This is a genomic window from Erwinia endophytica (assembly GCF_009295515.1).
Lineage (GTDB): Bacteria > Pseudomonadota > Gammaproteobacteria > Enterobacterales > Enterobacteriaceae > Erwinia > Erwinia endophytica.
The window spans coordinates 1-20,897 of record NZ_RQVV01000030.1; the positions used below are offsets into that span (position 1 = coordinate 1).

Annotated in this window: 23 protein-coding genes, 1 tRNA gene and 1 pseudogene; 15 read left to right on the forward strand and 10 right to left on the reverse strand. The window is 49.2% G+C overall.

The window, feature by feature from the left end; genetic code table 11:
- Window positions 1–89: 89 nt before the first annotated feature.
- The 4 genes and pseudogenes from EH228_RS09735 to EH228_RS09750 form a co-directional block, all read right to left on the reverse strand.
- Window positions 90–917, reverse strand: a pseudogene (locus EH228_RS09735) (tyrosine-type recombinase/integrase); the annotation flags it as partial.
- A 161-nt stretch (window positions 918–1,078) separates the two neighbouring features.
- Window positions 1,079–1,154, reverse strand: a tRNA-Asn gene (locus tag EH228_RS09740).
- A gap of 124 nt (window positions 1,155–1,278) precedes the next feature.
- Window positions 1,279–2,070: a DgsA anti-repressor MtfA gene (gene mtfA / locus EH228_RS09745; RefSeq protein WP_152321482.1), complete on the reverse strand. Its 792-nt coding sequence runs from the start codon at window positions 2,068–2,070 to the stop codon at window positions 1,279–1,281.
- Between the two features lie 44 nt (window positions 2,071–2,114).
- Window positions 2,115–2,774: a hypothetical protein gene (locus tag EH228_RS09750; RefSeq protein WP_152321483.1), complete on the reverse strand. Its 660-nt coding sequence runs from the start codon at window positions 2,772–2,774 to the stop codon at window positions 2,115–2,117.
- 583 nt (window positions 2,775–3,357) lie between these two features.
- On the opposite strand from EH228_RS09750, the gene EH228_RS09755 reads away from it, so the two are divergent.
- Both EH228_RS09755 and EH228_RS09760 read left to right on the forward strand, forming a co-directional pair.
- Entirely contained in the window at window positions 3,358–4,062 is a 705-nt protein-coding gene (locus tag EH228_RS09755) for a phosphohydrolase (RefSeq protein WP_152321484.1), read from the forward strand.
- Between the two features lie 73 nt (window positions 4,063–4,135).
- Window positions 4,136–4,384, forward strand: a complete 249-nt coding sequence (locus EH228_RS09760; protein WP_152321485.1) for a hypothetical protein — start codon at window positions 4,136–4,138, stop codon at window positions 4,382–4,384.
- A gap of 189 nt (window positions 4,385–4,573) precedes the next feature.
- On the opposite strand, the gene EH228_RS09765 is transcribed toward EH228_RS09760, so the two are convergent.
- Window positions 4,574–5,230: an epoxyqueuosine reductase QueH gene (locus tag EH228_RS09765; RefSeq protein ID WP_152321486.1), complete on the reverse strand. Its 657-nt coding sequence runs from the start codon at window positions 5,228–5,230 to the stop codon at window positions 4,574–4,576.
- Between the two features lie 116 nt (window positions 5,231–5,346).
- Between EH228_RS09765 and EH228_RS09770 the strand changes: the two genes are divergently transcribed.
- Window positions 5,347–6,756 (forward strand): DNA cytosine methyltransferase, encoded by a 1,410-nt coding sequence (locus EH228_RS09770; RefSeq protein WP_152321487.1) that lies wholly within the window; start codon window positions 5,347–5,349, stop codon window positions 6,754–6,756.
- A 40-nt stretch (window positions 6,757–6,796) separates the two neighbouring features.
- A complete protein-coding gene (locus tag EH228_RS09775) occupies window positions 6,797–7,270 on the forward strand; it encodes a very short patch repair endonuclease (protein WP_152321488.1) in 474 nt (157 codons plus the stop codon).
- Between the two features lies 1 nt (window position 7,271).
- Here EH228_RS09775 and EH228_RS09780 read toward each other — a convergent pair whose 3' ends face one another.
- Window positions 7,272–8,228 (reverse strand): acyltransferase, encoded by a 957-nt coding sequence (locus tag EH228_RS09780; protein ID WP_152321489.1) that lies wholly within the window; start codon window positions 8,226–8,228, stop codon window positions 7,272–7,274.
- 290 nt (window positions 8,229–8,518) lie between these two features.
- Between EH228_RS09780 and EH228_RS09785 the strand changes: the two genes are divergently transcribed.
- The 4 genes from EH228_RS09785 to EH228_RS09795 all read left to right on the forward strand — a co-directional run bounded on the left by EH228_RS09785 (window position 8,519) and on the right by EH228_RS09795 (window position 10,331).
- Window positions 8,519–8,785 carry a hypothetical protein gene (locus EH228_RS09785; RefSeq protein ID WP_152321490.1) on the forward strand — a complete coding sequence of 89 codons (267 nt, stop codon included), beginning with the start codon at window positions 8,519–8,521 and terminating at the stop codon, window positions 8,783–8,785.
- 17 nt (window positions 8,786–8,802) lie between these two features.
- Window positions 8,803–9,705 (forward strand): DUF808 family protein, encoded by a 903-nt coding sequence (locus EH228_RS09790; protein WP_152321491.1) that lies wholly within the window; start codon window positions 8,803–8,805, stop codon window positions 9,703–9,705.
- Between the two features lie 51 nt (window positions 9,706–9,756).
- On the forward strand, window positions 9,757–9,888 hold the full coding sequence (locus EH228_RS20660) for a hypothetical protein (RefSeq protein WP_275065359.1): 132 nt from the start codon (window positions 9,757–9,759) through the stop codon (window positions 9,886–9,888).
- Window positions 9,889–10,124: 236 nt separating this feature from the next.
- Entirely contained in the window at window positions 10,125–10,331 is a 207-nt protein-coding gene (locus tag EH228_RS09795; RefSeq protein WP_152321492.1) for a YodC family protein, read from the forward strand.
- 56 nt (window positions 10,332–10,387) lie between these two features.
- Here EH228_RS09795 and EH228_RS09800 read toward each other — a convergent pair whose 3' ends face one another.
- Both EH228_RS09800 and EH228_RS09805 read right to left on the reverse strand, forming a co-directional pair.
- Entirely contained in the window at window positions 10,388–11,608 is a 1,221-nt protein-coding gene (locus EH228_RS09800; protein ID WP_152321493.1) for a glycosyltransferase family protein, read from the reverse strand.
- Between the two features lie 43 nt (window positions 11,609–11,651).
- Window positions 11,652–12,455 (reverse strand): mannosyl-3-phosphoglycerate phosphatase-related protein, encoded by an 804-nt coding sequence (locus EH228_RS09805; protein WP_152321494.1) that lies wholly within the window; start codon window positions 12,453–12,455, stop codon window positions 11,652–11,654.
- 436 nt (window positions 12,456–12,891) lie between these two features.
- Here EH228_RS09805 and dsrB point away from each other — a divergent pair, with 436 nt between their 5' ends.
- A complete protein-coding gene (gene dsrB / locus EH228_RS09810; RefSeq protein ID WP_152321495.1) occupies window positions 12,892–13,086 on the forward strand; it encodes a protein DsrB in 195 nt (64 codons plus the stop codon).
- Between the two features lie 60 nt (window positions 13,087–13,146).
- On the opposite strand, the gene rcsA is transcribed toward dsrB, so the two are convergent.
- Both rcsA and EH228_RS09820 read right to left on the reverse strand, forming a co-directional pair.
- Window positions 13,147–13,782: a transcriptional regulator RcsA gene (gene rcsA, locus EH228_RS09815; protein WP_152321496.1), complete on the reverse strand. Its 636-nt coding sequence runs from the start codon at window positions 13,780–13,782 to the stop codon at window positions 13,147–13,149.
- Window positions 13,783–14,772: 990 nt separating this feature from the next.
- Window positions 14,773–15,096: a DUF6388 family protein gene (locus tag EH228_RS09820; RefSeq protein WP_152321497.1), complete on the reverse strand. Its 324-nt coding sequence runs from the start codon at window positions 15,094–15,096 to the stop codon at window positions 14,773–14,775.
- A 166-nt stretch (window positions 15,097–15,262) separates the two neighbouring features.
- On the opposite strand from EH228_RS09820, the gene yedD reads away from it, so the two are divergent.
- From yedD to EH228_RS09850, 6 genes are all read left to right on the forward strand, one after another.
- On the forward strand, window positions 15,263–15,751 hold the full coding sequence (gene yedD, locus EH228_RS09825; protein ID WP_152321498.1) for a lipoprotein YedD: 489 nt from the start codon (window positions 15,263–15,265) through the stop codon (window positions 15,749–15,751).
- A 200-nt stretch (window positions 15,752–15,951) separates the two neighbouring features.
- Window positions 15,952–16,938, forward strand: a complete 987-nt coding sequence (locus EH228_RS09830) for a D-cysteine desulfhydrase (protein WP_152321535.1) — start codon at window positions 15,952–15,954, stop codon at window positions 16,936–16,938.
- Window positions 16,939–17,041: 103 nt separating this feature from the next.
- The gene (gene tcyJ, locus EH228_RS09835; protein ID WP_152321499.1) at window positions 17,042–17,845 is read left to right on the forward strand and encodes a cystine ABC transporter substrate-binding protein; all 804 of its coding nucleotides are present in this window, start codon (window positions 17,042–17,044) and stop codon (window positions 17,843–17,845) included.
- Window positions 17,845–18,513 carry a cystine ABC transporter permease gene (gene tcyL, locus EH228_RS09840; protein WP_152321500.1) on the forward strand — a complete coding sequence of 223 codons (669 nt, stop codon included), beginning with the start codon at window positions 17,845–17,847 and terminating at the stop codon, window positions 18,511–18,513. The genes tcyJ and tcyL overlap by 1 nt, the downstream gene beginning before the upstream one ends.
- A complete protein-coding gene (gene tcyN / locus EH228_RS09845; protein WP_152321501.1) occupies window positions 18,510–19,262 on the forward strand; it encodes an L-cystine ABC transporter ATP-binding protein TcyN in 753 nt (250 codons plus the stop codon). The genes tcyL and tcyN overlap by 4 nt, the downstream gene beginning before the upstream one ends.
- 549 nt (window positions 19,263–19,811) lie before the next feature.
- On the forward strand, window positions 19,812–20,885 hold the full coding sequence (locus EH228_RS09850) for an acyltransferase family protein (protein WP_152321502.1): 1,074 nt from the start codon (window positions 19,812–19,814) through the stop codon (window positions 20,883–20,885).
- The last annotated feature ends 12 nt before the right edge of the window (window positions 20,886–20,897 follow it).

Below are 20,897 nucleotides of genomic sequence, written 5' to 3' on the forward strand. Positions count from 1 at the left end.
AGAGAAACGCTTTTTCATGGGTAATGTCCTCATCGTTCAATGATAAACATTACTAGCCTGGCGATGGATTAACCAGAGGGGAGCAGGTCACCACGGCCAGAGTAGCGGACGCCGGGGATGGACTCGCGAGTGGCAGGAATGGTCCAGATTCTATTTTTGAAATCGATCTCAAACCAACGGGCGAAACGCAGTTCGCTGGAACGGATGAATAGGTGAAGGGTGAGTGAGACAGCCAGGCGGGTTAACTCTCGTCCTTGCTGGTAGTCCTCAATGCGTGCCAACAGTTCTGGTAGCCGCTCCAGCGGAAGGGCAGGGTAGTGGCGTTTAATGGGAGGGGCGATGATACCGTCCAGATTTGCTGCCGGATTGTGCTCTATCAACTCCTGATGTACGGCATGGCGCATGATGTTGCACATATGCTGCCGGGTACGTGCTGCGACTTCCAGCAGACCTTTTTGCTCAATGCCTTTCAGCAGGTCGATAAAGTGACGAGGTTTCAGTTCAGCTACCGGCACGTGTCCAATCACAGGGAATATATGATGGTTCATGCTGGCAAGCAGACGGGAGGCGTGGTTCTCTGACCACGTTCTGTTGCTTTTATGCCAGTCCAGTGCCACATACTTGAAAGTTTTTTCTGGCGAGGAAGTGGCTCTTTCAGCAGAGCGCTGCTGTGCTGGATTGATATTCTGCGTCAGCAGCTTGCGTATACCATCACGCTGTTGACGGGCATCAGCCAAAGACACTTCAGGGTAGGCACCTAAGCCAGGGCGAGATTCTTTTCTATTGATACGATATTTGAGATACCAGAGACGTGAACCGCCGGGATTGACCAACAGGTACAGTCCATGAGAATCGGAAACTTTGAAGGGTTTTGCGGATGGTTTTAAGCTGCGGATTTTTGTGTCGTTAAGAGACATTTGGGGGTCACTCCGTCATCGAACCAACATGACCCCAAATCTGACCACCAAATTCTCCCGATGCAGAGGGAAAACTAAAAATGCATCGGGAAGATTTTTCACGCTAACTCGTTGAATCTAAAACGCCTAAAGATTCGTGAAGATGCATGAAAACATAAATTTGGCTCCTCTGACTGGACTCGAACCAGTGACATACGGATTAACAGTCCGCCGTTCTACCGACTGAACTACAGAGGAATCGGTTGTGTGGGGCGCATATTAGCGAGGCTGGTCAGGGCTGTCAACAGCAAAAAAACATGCGTGCATTCAACTGGCTGCGTTTAAATCAAGGTGATCGAATAGTGAACACGGCATCATTAAATTAATCAACAATATCGCCAGCGTTGTGCTGTGTCTCTTCATCAGGTAGACGTTGGGCTGGGTCCTGGCGGTAGAACTGTGTGAAGCGGCGATACAGTGCCGGGAAGCGTTCAAACAACAAATCAGGCGCGCTGAAGAAATATTCAGACAGGACCGCAAAGCACTCAGCCGGGGAGCTGGCCGCGTAGGCATCAATGGTGGCGGCGTTTTCACCCACCAGATCGACCTCCTCCTGGATTGCAGACATTGCCGCATGCAGGTCCTTCTCCCAGCCAGCAATGTCCCGTAGTGCAATAGCGGGCACTCCGTTAGCATGCCCGCTTCCCCTGGCATCAAGTTTATGCGCGACTTCGTGAATAACCAGGTTATAACCGGAAAGATCGAATGAATCCTGCACATCCAGCCAGTTCAGTACCACCGGGCCTTGCTGCCAGCTTTGTCCTGCCTGTGCTGTTCTTTGGTGATGAACCAGGCCAAACTCATCTTGCCATTCGTCATCAACCATAAATGGAGTCGGGTAGATCAACACGTCATGAAAACCATCCAGCCACTCGTAGCCCAGATTAAGTACTGGCAGGCAGAATAACAGGGCCAGACGGGTACTTTTTAAATCGTCCAGTACAAAACCCTGAAGTTCGACCAGTCTTTTTTGTTGCAGGAAGCGCCGCGCAAGCTGTATCAGTGCGCGTTGTTCCGCCTTGCTCAGCGCGCCAAGTAGCGGAATCGCGAGCGCCTGCTGCCAGGGCAGGGTATCGGAGGCGCTATTAACCGTTTTCCAGGGCCATTTGATCATGATGCACCTAATCGGAAAGGAAAGTTATATCCTGCGACAGTTATTTAAATTCGGCTGAATTCAATGACCCAGACCCATGGGTTGACTACCCAACTGGCGCCGCCATATTGCAGAGTCCACTGTTTACGATAGGCGTCTTTGGCAGAGATCGCTTCGTGGTGCATAGTAAAAAAATGGTTCAGGAAGTGGGCGTCGGTTTGCACGCCCTCGGCAAGCACATCATCGTCGCTAATATCCTGAACTTTTTCTACCCGGATGTTGTTTATTTGTAGATCAATACGACTGGCCCAACGTGGCATATGGATCCCCGCCTGCCAGCCGACGTGATGGTCTTCATCGGCGACATTGGAAAATTGACTGATATCGGCACGGTACTGGCAATAGTACGGGGACTTAAAACGATCTGGCGAGTGTGCGTATTCCTCTACATCTTGCGGCGCGATTATCGGACCACGCCAGGTTTCCCTGACCCACAAACGGTCGCCGGGTTGGCCGTATGGGCAATGGTAACTTATATTTTCCATGCCCAGCACATGATTACCCTGTTGCTGATTTTTCAGCACATCAATACCGTAGCAGCCTTCATGGTTGTCCTGACTGGGGCCGAGGAGTTGTGACTTCATGATTCGCCGGGTTTGGCTTTGTTGGCCTGAGAGCAGTGCATGCACCCGTTGCTCATTAAACAAAATCGGGCGTTCTTTCATGGTTTAACCCCTGTTAGATAATTGTTAAAATACACACTATAAACTGACCGAAAACCATCACAATACAGAAGAAGTCTAATTTCTCACCACAAAAAAAGTAGAGATGTTAACTTAATGTTAATCATCGTTTTTTCTTTTAAATTTTTGTCTCGAGGTTATTGCTGGTGACCACAGTTAACCGAAGGGCTACCCGGCTTTGTCTATAGAGACGATCTGCAATTTCCGGCGATATATATCACCTTTGCCATTCATTCTGCGATAGCATATGACGGTTTCTCGATCGGCTGGATGGCGGGGAAATCGCCCATATTCTCTGGTCGGCCATGATTCTAACGTATTAACAGATAAAATACCGATAAGTTATTTTGATGGATAAATTATTAAATTTTAACTATTAATCCGATAGTTAAGTCGTCATGTTTCTATAAAGAAGAACTTAAAAGACTACTAATGTTTTTGTTTTGTTAAATGCTTTGTTGTGAATATGATATAGATATGGTTTTGACCATATGAGTTAGTCACGCTGCGCAAGAGGGGTTTTCCCGCTGACGGGTATATAAGTCCAATTGATATGGAGACGTTTATGACCGTTGCTTACTGGCAAATCCGCTTTGAAAGCTGGCTGCATGAGACGTGGCCACAGGATGATAAAGCCCATGATGTGGCACATTTGCGTCGGGTCTGGCAGACAGCACAGCGCATCATGCAAGGCTCGTCAGCCGATGAGTTGGTCGTACTGGCCGGGTGTTATTTTCATGACATTGTAAATCTGCCTAAAAATCACCCCGAAAGACATCTGTCTTCGGCACACGCCGCGGTGGAAACACGGCGTATTTTGCAGGATATTTTTTCTGATTTTCCGCCAGAGAAACACGATGCGGTCTTCCATGCAGTCCATGCGCACAGTTTCAGCGCGGGGATCGCGGCGGAAACGCTGGAAGCGAAAATTGTGCAGGATGCTGACCGTCTTGAGTCGCTGGGCGCGATAGGGCTGGCCCGCGTATTTTATGTCTCCGGCGCGTTGGGGCGTGCGTTGTTTGACAGTGCCGACCCATTGGGGCTTGAGCGCGCCCTGGATGATACGCAATGGGCGTTGGATCATTTCCAGAAAAAACTACTGCGGCTGCCGGCAACCATGCAGACAGCGGAGGGGAAACGCCTGGCGGAATACAATGCGCAGTTTCTGGTGACGTATATGGCTAAACTCTGTGCTGAACTGAAGGGGGATTACTGCGATCTGGATCAAGAGGTGTTAATGAAGTTTTCGCCGCCGGGGGAGAAATATTAAATTTTTATGAACATATAGTTAAAAACCTTTCTCTACGCTACGGTGTTGGGGAACATTCTCAGGAGAATCAGGTATGACCGACACCGTTAGTTTAACGATTAAAATCGAACCAGCCTTAAAAGAAATACTGAAAACGTGTGCTCTTGAAAATCAGATCTCACTCAGTCAGGAAGTCACGCAGCGTTTGCAGAGCAGTCTGAGCACGTCCCCGCATCCGGCGGTAGATAGTCAGGACCTCGTTGAAGAGGCCGCAGCACCGCTGACGTCCACTGAACTGAAACAGCTTCGCGCTTTACTGAAAAAATCGAAAAAAAAGAAGTAACGCTTTTCTTAACGTCCTCTGAGCGCCTTCAGTACGGCGTCCGTTTTTATCTTACAAACGGCATCAAACTGAAAGGGAGTACACTCCCTTTCAGTCAGTGGAGCGGCCCGTCGTCCATTGACTGAAAAAACTGCGGCAGAGTCCTGTGTTTATTGATAGATAACCGATTATTTGCGGGGATCGCGTCAATTATTTTTCATCATCGCCGTAGTAGAGCACCCCGAGTTTGATTAACGGGCGCCCATGGCTTTTACGATGCAGGTTGGTATCACGCAGCGAATAGACGCAACCACAGTATTCCTGTTGATAGAAACGTTCGCGTTTGCTTATCTCAATCATCCTGGCTGACCCCCCTTTTTTACGCCAGTTGTAATCCCAGTAGGTCAGATTAGGATAGGGCGCGACCGCCCGGGCGCCGCAGTCATTGATCTGCTGCATATTCTTCCAGCGGGAGATGCCAAGTGAGCTGCTCATTACCGGAAAACCATGTTCGTGCGCGTACAGCGCAGCGCGCTCAAAGCGCATATCGAAACACATGGTGCAACGCTCGCCACGTTCTGGTTCCCACTCCATGCCTTTAGCCCGTTCAAACCAGTTGTCGGTATCGTAGTCGGCATCAACAAACGGTACGCCATGTTTTTCGGCAAAGCGGATATTCTCTTCTTTGCGCAACAGATACTCTTTCTGCGGATGAATATTCGGGTTGTAAAAGAAAATAGTGTAGTCAATACCCGAGGCCTGGATAGCCTCCATCACTTCACCTGAGCAGGGTGCGCAACAGGAGTGCAACAGTAATTTATTGGCGCCGCCGGGCAGGTGAAGGGGCGGGCGTGAGATATCGCTCATCGCATCAGACTCCATTAATCATAAAAACAGCGTCAGTTTAGGGGCTTCTTCTGCCGATGTCACGGAGTCAATGAAGTGGTAGACTAGCGGCGAATATTCCTTATTACCGGGTAATTATGAGTGAGTTTGAGCGCATTGTCGCGTCGCCAGCGGCACTGATACATCAGCAGCAACCACCGGAAGTTGAGCAAGACCGCCAACTGATGGCGCGGGTGTTGGAGATTTATGACCTGAAAACCGTCGCGGTTATGCTTGCCAACGCGAGCCAGCATCCGTGGACGCGTGAAGCGCTTAAACGTTGGATGAAAGACCAGACCGCCACCAAACGGTTAAGTGAAACGGAGGTCAGCCTGCTTAATAGCTTGCTGCCTGCACCGCCAGCGCATCATCCTGATTATGCTTTTCGTTTTATTGATCTGTTCGCAGGGATCGGTGGTATCCGCAGTGGATTTGAGGCGGCAGGGGGGCAATGTGTGTTTACCAGTGAGTGGAATAAATACGCGCTCAAAACCTACAAAGCCAACTGGTATTGCGACCCGCACACACACGTCTTCAATCAGGATATCCGCGACGTAACGCTAAGTGGTCATCCCACGATTAGCGAACAGGATGCCCGCCTGCATATCGACCAGAAGGTCCCCGATCATGATGTGCTGTTGGCGGGGTTCCCCTGCCAACCGTTCTCGCTGGCCGGGGTGTCGAAAAAAAATGCACTGGGTCGTGCTCATGGTTTTGCCTGTCAAGCTCAGGGCACGTTGTTTTTTGATGTGGCGCGTATCATTAATGCGAAAAAACCGGCGATTTTTGTGCTGGAGAATGTCAAAAATCTCAAGAGTCATGACCAGGGTAAAACGTTCCGTATCATCATGGATACGCTGGATGAGCTGGGCTATGACGTGGCTGATGCCGGGGTCAGTGGTAGTACTGATCCAAAGATTGTCGATGGTAAACACTTCCTGCCGCAGCATCGCGAACGTATTGTACTGGTTGGTTTTCGTCGCGATCTGACATTGCCGAGATTTAGCCTGAGCGCGTTGTCTTCTCTGTATCCTGAACAGAGGACGCCACTGCGTGACCTGCTGGAGCCCACAGTCGATGCGAAGTACATCCTCACGCCAACGCTGTGGAAATACCTTTATAACTATGCGAAGAAGCATCAGGCTAAAGGTAACGGTTTTGGTTACGGACTGGTCAATCCCGAACAGGAGAATGGCGTGGTACGGACCCTGTCGGCGCGTTATTACAAGGATGGATCGGAGATTCTGATCGATCGAGGATGGGATCACCGTTTGGGCGACAGTGATTTTGATAATCCACAGAACCAGCAGCATCGCCCACGTCGTCTGACGCCGAGAGAGTGCGCCCGTCTGATGGGATTTGAATCCCCTGGTGGGCCACGTTTCCGTATTCCGGTTTCCGACACCCAGGCTTATCGGCAGTTTGGTAACTCGGTGGTGGTGCCCGTTTTCGCCGCAGTGGCAAAACTGTTGCTGCCATGGATTGAACAGGCGGTTAAAGCACGGTAGTTCTTCCGCCTGACTGTCGCCAGAAAATAAGGATGATGCTATGGCTGATGTTCACTCTTCTGAGACTCGCAGTAAAAACATGCGAGCTATCCGCACACGCGACACCGCCATTGAAAAGCGGCTGGCAGAACTGCTGACCGGGCTGGAATTCAGTTTTCGCGTGCAGGATAAAACACTGCCGGGACGTCCAGATTTTGTGCTGGATAAATACCAGACCATTATCTTTGTCCACGGTTGCTTTTGGCATCATCACCACTGCCATCTGTTTAAAGTGCCGGCGACCCGTACTTCCTTCTGGTTGGGGAAAATTAACAGCAACGTTGAGCGGGATAACCGCCATATGGCCGCGCTGAGCGCCGCAGGCTGGAAGGTACTGGTGGTGTGGGAATGCGCGCTGCGCGGTAAAACCCGGCTGGAGGAAGAGGCGATGGCCACCCGGCTGGAAGAGTGGATTTGCGCCGGGGACGGGAATAGTGAAATTGACGGACGGGGTATCCGTCAGATGATTGCCTGAATTAAAAGGTGACCAGCGCTCGCGTTAATCTGAACCGTAGCATAACCAGTGTCAGTATGACCGATAGCAGGAAAGTCAGGAAGATGACCAACAGCTTGGTCGCTAACGAGGTAATGTTAACCCACTGGATTAATAAATTGAAAAACGAGTAGTGCAGGATATAGACCCCGGTCATCGCTTTGCTCAGCTTTGCCGATAGCTTTTGTAGATGCGGCCCGACAGACAGCCCGTTAACTGCGATGATAATCAACACCACCAGAATATAAACTTGCGAGCCAGTGAGAATAAAACTGTTACGCTCGACATTGAACAGGGTAAAGAAGAAGTATTTCTCATATAGCCAGGTGAAGATATAGACAAATGGCACCATAATCATGGCGGCCTGTGCCACGAATGGGCGCGAGTAAACGGCGGCTACCACGGGGTCGAACAGCAATCGACCCGTTAAATAATACAGTATCCATGTCCATAGCCTGAATTCTGCGGGTAGCGAAAGCCAGCGATTATCCGTCGAATGGATAGCCAGTAAGTCATAATTAAAAGCCAGTAACAGCAGAACCACAATTGTGGCGACCAACAATGTTCGGTGTTGTACCAGTTGGTCGATCAACGAGTGAAAGCTGTAGATGAACAGCAGCGTCAGCACGAACCACGGCTGAATCAGGTAACCTTTGTGATACGGCTCGATAAAATACCAGATCGAATACCAGAACAGGAAAATCAGCAAAATGGCGCTGATTTTTTTCATTTGCCACGCGGTACTGCGTGAGGCGTTGGCATCCAGATAGCCGGTCACCACAAAAAAAAGCGGGGTGGAAATGGTGGAGATAAAGGTCATAAAGGTGAGGATATTATTATAGCTATAGGAATAATTATCGTAGGTGTTGTACAGAGTGAAGAACGTCACCGCTGTCAGGCAACCCAGGGTTTTTATCAGGTTCAGGCCTGTATCGTTCATACTGTTTTTCCTTACCTTTAAAACGCTGAGTACTATACCATGACGATAAGTCTGTAGAATAAATTAATGATCAACGTGTTATCTGTATTTTTCATCTGGGGAAGATTTATTTATTGGTCAGGAGGTTACTGATTTTCGGTTATCGCCGAGCCGGAGCCTGCTTTGCCGGGGCATAAGAGATTGACCCAGGATTTTCAGCATGGTTATCTCCCCGTCTGTCACATTATTTGCATATTCAGCGCATAATTGCTTAGATCACTTTTTTAACCTCTCCCTGTCCACGGTGGATTATGGCCAGTATCAAACTCACGGTAAGACGGCTGTATAAAATCAGCGGCGAACGCATGGTCAATACCCAGGCGACCGCACGCATTTATGTTGGCGACAAACTGGTGGCGACGGAGGAGGTTTCCGGGATGACTGAAAGCCCGGTGAGCAAGTATCTTCACCACCACGAGGCGGAAGGGCAGCCTGTACGGGTGGAATGGGAGTGTGATGGCGTTGCTGATATGGCGGTAGCTGAGATGCAGGTTTGTCCCTGCTGTCAGCATGATTAACAAAAAGGAAAGACATTTTGGCTGGAAGTAGTTTACTGACATTACTGGATGATATTGCTACCTTGCTCGACGATATTTCGGTGATGGGTAAGGTGGCCGCAAAGAAGACCGCAGGTGTATTAGGCGATGATCTGTCGCTGAATGCGCAGCAGGTCAGTGGTGTGAAGGCGAATCGCGAACTACCGGTGGTTTGGGGCGTCGCGAAAGGCTCTTTTCTTAACAAACTGATCCTTGTGCCGCTGGCGTTGGTGGTTAGTGCGCTGGCCCCCTGGGCTATTACGCCGTTATTAATGCTGGGGGGGGCTTATCTCTGTTATGAGGGGGTGGAGAAAGTTGTCCACAGTTTGCACCAGGGGCCATCCGAGAAAACCGACCAGGCGCGTGAAAGGCGGTTACGCGAGATCGACAGTCAGGATGCGCTCGCCTATGAAAAGAAGAAAGTTAAAGGCGCCGTCCGGACTGACTTCATTCTCTCCGCAGAGATCGTGGCCATCACCCTGGGTATCGTGTCCGAAGCGCCACTGTTAAATCAGGTACTGATCCTCTCCGGTATCGCCATCCTGGTGACGATCGGCGTGTATGGCATCGTGGCCTGTATCGTTAAAATTGACGATCTTGGCTGGTGGCTGCAGCAGAAATCCACCACGTTGCTGCAGGGGATGGGGCGCTTTTTGCTGACGATGGCGCCATGGATGATGAAGGCGCTTTCTATTGTGGGAACGTTGGCGATGTTCCTGGTGGGCGGTGGGATTATTGTCCATGGCGTTCCGCTGATCCATCATTTTATCAGCGAGTTCACTACCGATTATAGTGGCCTGACTGGCTCGCTTATTAGCAATCTGGCGAACCTGGTCGTGGGATTGGTTGTGGGGTTGATTGTGCTGTCAGTGGTAAATCTGATTGCCAGAGTACGCGCATAATCAGTATAAAGATAACGTATGATGGGCCAGGCAAAACGAGCGGGAGTCATGATGAAAGACGACATTTTTGAATTTGATATTGATGCACAGTTGGAACAAGCTGAAGCTAACGCAGAAAAAAAAGCCAGCGAAGTGCCGACCGATTTAAGCGACGAAGCCGACTGCGAAGGCTGCAAAATCTAATCTGTCGCACACGGCGGTTATCGGCATAATGCTTTGACTGGGTTAGTGATCTGAAGCGGGTACAGTGACTGCTGTACTCGTTTTTTTATTTTTCAATTCTTATTTTCTCCATTTTATTTAACAAAACTTTTACCCACGATCAACGGAAGAAATCGCTTCTGCCTGCTATACCCTAAATAATTCAAAACGGGAAATTTTCCATCAAGAGATCTGATAATCAACGAAAGGAGACAAGTATGATTCTGGTCAGTGATAGGGTGCAGCGTAAAGAAGGAGGCCCGGTAATGGTGGTCACTGGCTATGCCAGCGGTATGGTTGAGTGTCGTTGGTACGATGGTTATCAGGTCAGACGCGAAGCCTTTCGGGAAGACGAGTTGTGTCCGCTGTGCGTCAGACAAAACTCGCTCGCCAGTTGGCAGGCGGGAGAACGGGTGCTTTCATAAGACGATATAACCTGCCGCCGGCAGGTTATAGGCCGTTAACCGCGTCAATGACAGCGCTAAACCTCACCCACATTATCTTCTTCAACGGCGTTGTAAATGCGTTGCAGGATGTCCGGGAAGGCCGACTGTACACGGCTCCAACTGGGTATGAAGGGTTTTTCATTCGGGCGTTCAATAAACGACTGTCCGGCGTCCAGAATGGACTGGGTGAACATTTCAACAGCGGCTTCCTCGGCGTGCTGATCAAACTTCAGGCCGTTCATGTTTGCTTCATGGTTATAAATTTCCATCATATCCAGCGCGTTACGGTAATACGTGGCCTTCAGTACACGGAATGAGTCGCTGGTAATATTAACCCCCATTGTGGCCATTTTGCGCAGCAATGACTGGACAATATCATTGCTCATCCGTCGCAAACCGCCAGTACCATCCTCTTCCGATAGCGGCTGATGTTTATGGTCGTAGTTCCCTGTTATCTCGACCTGACAGCTTTGACGTGTGGTGTAGTTACGGTAAATTTCCGAAAGCACGCCAATTTCCAGTCCCCAGTCACCGGGGATCTTAATGCCATTCAGCACATGGGTACGCATGGCAAATTCCCCGGATAACGGATAGCGGAAGCTGGTGAGATAGTCGAGGTAGTCGGAATGACCATAAACTTTTTGCAGCGATCGCAGTAGTGGGCTGACCAGCAGACGTCCGACTCGTCCGTTAAGTTTGTTGTCGGCCACGCGGGCGTAGAACCCTTTACAGAATTCGTACTGGAATGAGGGGTTTGCCAATGGATAAATCAGGCGAGCCAACATTCCACGTTCATAGGTGATGATATCGCAGTCATGCAGTGCGACACAGGATGAGCGGTCAGACGCCAGCGTATAACCAGTGCAGAACCAGACATTTCGCCCTTTGCCAGGCTGAGAAGGCGACAGTCCTTCTTTCTCCAGTTCGGCATCAATCGCCTTCAGGCGAGGGCCGTCGTTCCATAAAATGCGGTGACGCTGCGGCAGGTGGGAAAAAAACGCACGGGCATGCAAAAACTGAGCGCGATCAGCACGATCCAGACCGATAATGATTTCCTCCAGGTAGGGCACTTTTGCCAGTTCGTCAACAATATGTCCCAGCGCCGGACCTTCCAGTTCTGAAAACAGTGACGGCAGAATCAGTGCCATTTTGCGTTTACTGGAGAAGCACACTAAATCTTTCTCCAGTTCGTCTACCGTGCGATTGGTGAGATTATGGAAATTGGTTATTACCCCATTCTGGAAAAAATCACTCATTGTTTCCCCCTTAAAAACGCGGCGCCTTGCGGGCTCGTTAAGATTAACAGTGGACAAAATGTGCCAGACCTTCACTCCAGCCTTGTGGGCCATAGCCGGTGCTGTAATAAATATTTTCGTTATCGTCGCGTGATAGTTGTATGCGGTTTTTACTGTAACCTTTGATCACTACGGCGTAGTTCACCTGATCGAGCATTGGTGCATCGTTAGGCCCATCACCAAGACCGAGGGTTATCCAGCGTTTACCTTGCGGATGCGTATAGTGAGCAAGTAGCCGGGCCAGCGCTGTTCCTTTACCGTCCCTCTGATTCATCACGTGCCAGAATCGTCCGCCCTGTCGCAATGCCAGTTTTTCTAGCGACAACGCCTGTTGAAAAGCGACGAAGTTCTCTGGGGAATCACGCCAGATAATGCTTTCTGAGCCTTTGCGCATCTTTGCCAAAACGGCCTCACGCGGTGTCAGACCTGTCCAGTCCGCCACTTCTTTCTCCGTGACATCGGCGAAGCCGGTGAATTCGAAACCATAGCGCTGACGAACATGCTGCAGAATCTGGCAGAGTGCTGAATAGTCTTTAGCGGGGAGCAACGCGTCACGTGTCTCGTTGACGTTTTTTCCCATGATGATAGCGCCATTTTCAGCAATAAAAGGTGCATTGGTGATCCCCAGCGACTGCTGTATGGGCTGGATTTCCGCCGCCGTTTTACTGGAGCAAATAATCAGTGGAATGCCTGCCGCATTCAGGCGATCAAGCCAGGGCTGGGCGGGTTGCCAGCTGTAGGTATGATGATCCAGCAGCGAACCATCAAGGTCGGTCACAATCATCAGCGGATCCTGGAGTGTCGGCATGGTCATGACCTCTGTTGAGCGTTAAACAAAAAAGTGGAAACTTTTAAGCATAGTGTTTCAGGCTACTTTCGGAATCATTGTCAATAGGGGAATTATGGTGGTGTGGGAGGAAATCACGTTGAGAACTATCTCAAAAATACCAGAACTGATTTTTCATTACTGAACTGAGCGATTTCACTGGCAACTTGACATACGGCGACGACAAGTTGGTGCACAGAAGGCTGGGAGCAGATCTCAACAGACAAAAAAGCCCGCGTGAGCGGGCAAAAACCTTGTTACTTTTTAGCTTGGTAGCCCTCTTGGGGGTGAGGGCATTGGCAATAGTGTAGACGGGAGGCTCGTAATAAATCTCGCCATGAAAGGTTAAAAAAGTGAAAAGGTGAGTATCATTGTTTCAGATACACTTAGCAGAACACTACTTCATGGGAGAGCGAGTATGAAAGTGAATGATCGGGTGACGGTGAAAACTGATGGTGGCCCACGCAGACCGGGGACGATACTGGCGGTTGAGGTGTTTAGCGAGGGTACCATGTTCCTGGTCGCACTGGAGGATTATCCGTTGGGCATCTGGTTTTTTAACGAAACGAACCATGAAGACGGTATTTTCGTCGAACCTTATCCAGAAAAATAATTGATCAGGCGACCTCACCGTTGAACCACCTCCCCCTGGGAGGTGGTCTTTTACTGGTGATTAGCGCACGTTAACGTAGATGCCACTGGTCACATTATCGGTTAAACGTACAACATGATAAATAACTTGTTTGTTATGTGTTTTTATTTTACGTTTAATATTTCCCTTATGGGAAGAAACGGTCTTGGCCTTAATTTGCATTTTGTCCGAGATCTGAATGGTATCATGACCAGACATCCACATTTTTAACATATTGGATTCGGTCTGGCTTAATGTCAGAGGATGAATGTCGAACCCGGCTGGGTAGCGTGGTGATACATTGAGTCTTTTTTGAAAATACGAGATGAGTAACGTATCCAGAGTGGCTGGTTTTATCGATTTTGATGTAATAATCAGGTTCTTACGAACATAGAGGTATTCCTCAAAATGGATATTGGATATCGCCATAAAGATAAAGAACAAGGTATCGGGATGATGCATGATAACCGTTCTGATGCGCTGACTGGCATCGGGTTCATGAATGAAGCAATCTTCGTTAATAAAAACCACGCCAGGTTGAAGTTGCTGACATTTGTCCTGTAGATGATCAATATCACTGACGGAAGTTATGTTTTTCTTTTTCACTCCCTTCGCAATCATATAATCTGTCAATCCTAGTCGTGTATAGCTGCATGAATCCATTATAATTGTTGGCATTATTGCGACCCCCTCACCAAATTGTTATCCGTTTAAATCAACGATGAATTACGTGATCGTATAGTCTCAGAGAGTAAGTACTCATATTTCAGTCTTATAGGTAGGTACTTCGGCATTGAATCAACCTGAACATCATGGTCAGGCGAACGCATCCATACCAATGTAACTGACATCATATCTTTACTGCGCCATAAAAGGCCTTTCATCCGACTATCCAGCAAGTTTGCCCTACAACAGCTTAAAGCTTTATTTTGCGACCAATGTCACTATCGCGTAGAACACAGAAAATCCTGATAGGATGATTCCTAAAAACATTCATCTTGCGAATGAATTCAGCTGTGATAAACGTTGGCAATGCCGCAAAACATCTTTTCCCACAAGGGAAAATGGCAATTTTGAAAAATACGCTTTAAAACAATATATTATATATTTTCGGATCGTTAATATTAGCGTGATTCTTCATCCATTTTGAGAGATAAAATACGCTAATCAAGATTTAATAAGAATAATTTTCATTGGCAAGGATGATTTATCGGATTTTCCTTAAGATGATTCTTAGAAAGGCGGTTTAAAAAATAAACAGAAATATCGACATCACTTAACATTTTTCGATTTATCATCAACTGACATATCAGTTTGTCTGCTGTGACGTTTACGAAGGACATTGAGCCGTAAATCAGATAATTTGCCAGACAGAAGCTCACAAAGCAGCATCGTCAGATGTAAAACAGCATATCCAATGATAAGTAACGGACAAACCCGTGGTAAAAATGAGTAACAGAGATGAAACAGGGTTTAACAAAGACAGGGCCAGATGAAGGATGAGTAGCGACATTCCTGTCACTACAAAGGCATAGAATAGAGATGATGGCTGTTGCCATATCCTGAGGGCTGGTGTGGCGGTTATCGTACAGAATGCAGGATTAAATGATCGCGAGGTCAGGCGTGGGCCAGGGTGTCGAGTATTTTGCCATCATCAGTAGTCGATTCTTAAAGTTGATTTTTAATACAAAACGCTTCCCAGCTCATCCCCAGTGCGCTGGCGTGTTCACGCAGGTAGGCCTCGATAGCCTGCGCCGCCACCTCTTTATCGGGTTCCGCCAGTTGAATGGCGAACAACATGCTATCCAGTTTTTTCTCGCGGGTGAAAGCCGCATAGGCGCGATGGGTCTGCATTGCCTGCAGTTGTGGCAATGTGATGCCCAATTGTGCGGCGTCTTCCGCACTGAGATTGGCGATACCTTCTTTGATATCAGGGTAGGCTTCAAGAAACAACGTAGTCGCAGTGGTATAGTATTCTTCGATGGTTTTCATCATGTGTCCGGCAACGGATAACAAATAATGTGCGCCAGTTTACACCCAGGCTGCTACACGTGAAATACCGGAGTGGGCTTAATCCGTACTGATCTGATGCGTGCTGCTTGCGGTGGCAGGTAAGAAATTATAACGTAGCGCCTGGTCGACGAGTCAGGAACTGAAAATGCAAAAGTGGATTTTAGTAGCCGCAGTATTGGGGCTGGCAGGTTGTGCCAGGATACCCAATTACCAAAGTGCGGTGAAAACCCCGCCGCCGGTAAGTCTGGTCGGCAACTGGCAGACTATGGGGCCGCAAAAAGGTCTGGTGAGTAAAGAGGCGATAGCCAGCCTGATTATTACTGCCGAAGGGGATACGCTGGATTGCCGCCAGTGGCAGCGAGTGATTGCCAAGCCAGGTAAAGTGACGCTGCTTCGCGGCGATTGGGTTAACGTGAATAATCAACTGCGGGTGATGCCGCTGAAGTTGGTCGGCAGTGAACTGCATTACGATAAACTGGTGTTGCAGAAAGTCTATCAGCCTACTGCGGAATGTCAGGATGCGCTGAAACATGAAGATAATCTGCCTGCGCCGCCATCACCGAAGATAACCTCTGATGTTACTGGTAAAAAACATCATAAATCGATGTTGAGAAACGACATCGATGAGCCATAATGTGGTTGAAATGTCGTGCAGTACCTGTCCTGCACGGCTTTTTTGTTAGCAGTCATATTCTACTTGCATTGCGCAAACATGACCATTTTTTGTCCTGGCAGCGCGATCAGGTTGGCGATACCCGTCGTTTTTTCGTTACCTTTTAGCATTATTCTGTAAAACTGTCAGGATAACTTATCGTGCCGTTTCAGGAGGCTATGTTGTCTTTACACCTTTTACATTCTTTTCCCCGCCTGGAATTGGTGGGGGCACCGACGCCTCTGGAACATCTGCCGCGTTTGTCCGACTATCTGGGGCGGGATATTTTCATCAAACGTGACGATGTCACGCCGGTGGCGTTGGGCGGTAATAAGCTGAGAAAACTCGAGTTTCTGGCAGCTGATGCCTTGCGCCAGGGGGCGGATGTGCTGCTTACGGCCGGTGCTATCCAGTCTAACCATGTCCGACAGACTGCTGCTGTGGCGGCTAAACTCGGCCTGAAGTGCGTGGCCTTGCTGGAAAATCCTACAGGCACCTCTGCCGAAAATTACCTTTCAAATGGTAATCGCCTGTTGCTTGAACTGATGGATGTTGACGTGGTGATGGTTGAGGCGCTGCATCATCCCAGTGAACAGTTGGCAGAACAGGCTATTCGTCTGGAAGCGCAGGGCTTTCGTCCTTATGTGGTGCCGGTGGGGGGATCTAATGCGCTGGGGGCGCTCGGTTACGTTGCATGTGCACAGGAAATTGCTGATCAGAGCGAAGGCGTGGTGGATTTTGCCGCGGTGGTGGTGGCCTCCGGCAGCGCGGGAACGCATGCCGGGCTGGCGGTTGGGCTGGAGCAACGCTTGCCGGATAGCGAACTGGTGGGTGTCACCGTTTCACGTACCGTGGACGCTCAGTTACCGAAAGTCACCGCTATTCAGCAACAACTGGCGACTTCTCTGGAACTGCACGCAAAGGCGCCGATTACGCTGTGGGATGATTATTTTGCTCCCTGTTATGGTGAACCAAACGATGAGGGCATCGCGGCGATTAAGTTGCTGGCGCGGCTTGAAGGGATTTTCCTCGACCCGGTCTATACTGGCAAAGCGATGGCGGGGTTGCTGGATGGCGTCAGCCAGCATCGTTTCCGTCGTGAAGGTCCGATCCTTTTTGTGCACACAGGCGGAGCGCCGGCGTTATTTGCTTATCACCCTTTAGTCTAATATGGATCGAATTATTCTAATAAGGTGCATCAATTCACCCTCTAAAATAGCGCAGTAGGGCGGATTTGTTGCGCCTGGGATCTTATAACATAGTGGAGTCTTTATGCATTTTTCTCTGGTTCGTCGCCAATTGATGATTGGGATGATATCTCTGGCGCTGGTCGCCGGTTTTTCCTCTGGCGCACTGGCCGCACAAGAAAACCTGCTGAATAAAGTGAAACAGCGTGGTTCGCTGCTGGTGGGGCTGGAAGGTACTTATCCTCCTTTTAGTTTTCAGGATGAAAATGGCAAGCTGGCTGGATTTGAAGTGGATTTTGCTAATGCGCTGGCACAGCATCTTGGCGTTAAAGCCAGTCTGAAACCGACTAAATGGGACGGCATGCTGGCGTCGCTGGATTCTAAACGTATCGATGTGGTTATCAACCAGGTGACCATTTCCGATGAACGCAAGAAAAAATATGATTTCTCAACTCCTTATACTGTCTCGGGGATCCAGGCGTTAACCAAAAAAGCGAACGCCGGCAGCATTAGCAAACCGCAGGACTTGAGCGGCAAGAAAGTGGGGGTGGGTCTGGGTTCAAACTATGAACAGTGGCTCCGGGCCAACGTGAAGGGCGTGGATGTTCGCACTTATGATGATGACCCGACTAAATATCAGGATCTGCGAGTGGGGCGTATCGACGCGATTCTGGTTGATCGCCTGGCCGCGTTGGATCTGGTGAAGAAAACCGGTGATACGCTGGCCGTCGCGGGGCCGGCATTCTCTCGTCAGGAGGCTGGCGTGGCGCTGCGTAAGGGCAACCCGGATCTGCTGGCGGCGATCAACCAGGCGATTGCCGACATGCAGAAGGATGGCACTATGGCCAAACTGTCCGATAAATGGTTTGGCGTGGACGTAACTCAATAATGCAGGAAAGTTTGCAACTGGTGCTGGACTCAGCACCTTTATTATTAAAAGGCGCGCTTTTTACGCTGCAACTCAGCATTGGCGGCATGTTTTTCGGTCTGTTGCTCGGGTTTATTCTGGCAATGATGCGTCTTTCTCATTTCTGGGCGGTTTCATTTCTGGCACGCTGTTACGTGTCGATTTTCCGCGGTACGCCGCTGATCGCCCAGTTGTTTATGATCTACTATGGCTTGCCACAGTTTGGCATTGAGCTGGATCCGATCCCCTCAGCAATGATAGGCCTGTCGTTGAACACGGCGGCTTATGCTTCTGAATCATTGCGTGGGGCGATTGCGGCTATCGAGCGCGGGCAGTGGGAAGCGGCGGCCAGTATTGGCATGACGCGCTGGCAGACCTTACGGCGGGTCATTTTGCCCCAGGCTGCCCGTACGGCGCTGCCGCCATTGGGTAACAGTTTCATCAGTCTGGTGAAAGACACCTCGCTGGCGGCTACCATCCAGGTGCCGGAATTGTTCCGTCAGGCGCAGTTGATAACGTCACGCACATTGGAAGTGTTCACCATGTACCTGGCCGCCTCGCTGATTTACTGGGTAATGGCTACGGTGCTGTCTTTCCTGCAAAACAGGCTGGAAGAGCGGGTTAATCGTCAGGATCGGGAGTCAAAATGAGTGCCATTCAAGTCAATAAACTGGTGAAACAGTTTAATGGTCAGACGGTGCTGCATGGCATCGATCTGGAGGTTGCCTCCGGGGAAGTGGTGGCGATTATTGGTCCCAGTGGTTCGGGTAAAACCACCTTGCTGCGCAGTATTAATCTGCTGGAAACGCCGGATAGCGGTACTGTCCAGGTCGGTGATATCTGCATTGACGCCGCGACAGGAATGAACCGACAGAAATCACAGGTACGGCAGTTGCGCCAGCAAGTGGGGTTTGTCTTTCAGAGTTTTAATTTATTTCCTCACCGTACCGTGCTGGAAAATATTATTGAAGGACCGATCATCGTAAAACATGAGCCAAAAGCGGAAGCCATTGACCGTGCCCGTCAGTTGCTGGATAAAGTCGGTCTGCGCGGTAAAGAGCACAGCTATCCCCGTCGTTTATCCGGTGGACAGCAGCAGCGTGTCGCTATTGCCCGTGCGTTGGCGATGCGCCCTGAAGTGATCCTCTTTGATGAACCTACCTCGGCGTTGGATCCAGAGTTGGTCGGTGAAGTGCTCAGCACCATTCGTTCGCTGGCGGAAGAGAAGCGCACGATGGTGATTGTGACTCACGAAATGAGCTTCGCTCGTGACGTCGCCGACCGGGCTATTTTTATGGATCAGGGGAAAATTGTTGAGCAGGGACCGGCAAAAGCGCTGTTTGCTGATCCACAGCAGTTGCGTACACAACGGTTCCTTGAAAAGTTTCTTAATGCCTGATGCCTTCATCGCCGGGTCATCCGGCGTTTTTTCTTACCGGACCATTATGGTGTGATATTGCTTAAGGTTAATCTTAAATGATTAGCATGAACGCGAAGAGTCATGCCTGTCCGGTTAATGCTGAATCTTGTCTGTTTTTATTATTATCCGGTACCACTTGAGTATTTAAGATTAACCGGATGGTTATTTGAAGGTAATATTTTAAACTCTTATTATTTCCTTTTTCCTATAAGGCTGGTTACAGTATTTTTATTCGTCAGTAACCGGTGCCAGTGAATAATGGAAATAATCCTATAAAGTACGGCCTTATTCTGTATTTTAAACGGGCTCTTAATTATTTACGTGGCGGGAAAAAATACCCGGGAGTTTTGCACTGTACTGGCGCTGCCCCCTATCCCCTGGGATGAGATTGTCAGACTGGATCCCATGACAAGCGCCGGGATGCTGACAGGCTTGCACAGGCCAGGTCCAGATGACTGAAAGTCGCTAATGCATCTGCACTTTGATGTATGGCGAGTATAACGAGAACAGATATCCGGCGGAGTCATAATGAATACCACGCAGAAAAAAGATATCACCTGGATAAACAGCCTGAAAGGGGGATGTATTTTACTTGTCGTTTTGTATCATGTGGTTCTGCCAGGTTATGCGGAAATGATCCCGTATTTAACCGCCGGGTTTATTCCAGCGAAATTATGGATTTCTTTCAATTTTTACCTCTCACCATTGCGTATGCCTGCTTTCTTCTTTGTTTCCGGATATCTGGCGACTAACGGTATTATCCATCGTTCCTGGGGTGAGATTTTTACCCGTCGGGTAACAAATTTATTTTATCTCTATTTCCTCTGGGGAATCATTCAGTGGCTGATGATCCGTGGTGTGTCCAATGCCATCATGGGCGGACACTTGTCACACAATACCAATGCGGCCTGGGCAGATTCTCCACTGGAATCTCTCCAACTGATGCTGCTGGGCATGAGCTCATCCTGGTATTTGTATGCGCTGGGCTTGTTCTTTGTTTTCGCTAAAATATTTAAGCAGCAAAAGGCGCTGATGCTGATTATTGCCCTGGCGCTGAATTATGCCGCGGTGACTAAAGTGATCTCTGGTTGGGGGCCGGAAAGCCTGGCGCAATATCTGATATTCTTCCTGCTCGGTACCTTCTGGAGCAATACGGTGCTGCGTTGGAGTGAGTGGCGCCGCAGTAATTTCCTGCCATGGTCAGTATTGATTGTACTGGCGGGAGTGCGCCTTGCCGTGGGGATCCCGAGAAATCTGTTCCTGTGTTTGCTGGTGGTGCTGTTGTGTATCGCGTTCTGTCGCAGAGTAAACCAGTATTTTAGTTTGCGCGGGTTGAATTGGATTGGACGCAATACATTACAAATTTACGTGCTACACCGCATTTTTATCGAGTTCTTCGCGATGTCCATTATGTTGTATGCCGAACGGCATCATCTGTTCGCTAATAAAACGTTCTCCCTGTTGTGGGCGGTGAGTTTCCCGCTGGCTATGACCGTAGCGAGTGCCGCCTGTTCAGTGGGTGTATGGACGTTGTTGAATCGTGGAATGGGGAAAAATCTGTTTATTTATCCGAAACTGTTACGTATCAAGTTTGATGGCTAAACGGTGAGCCGC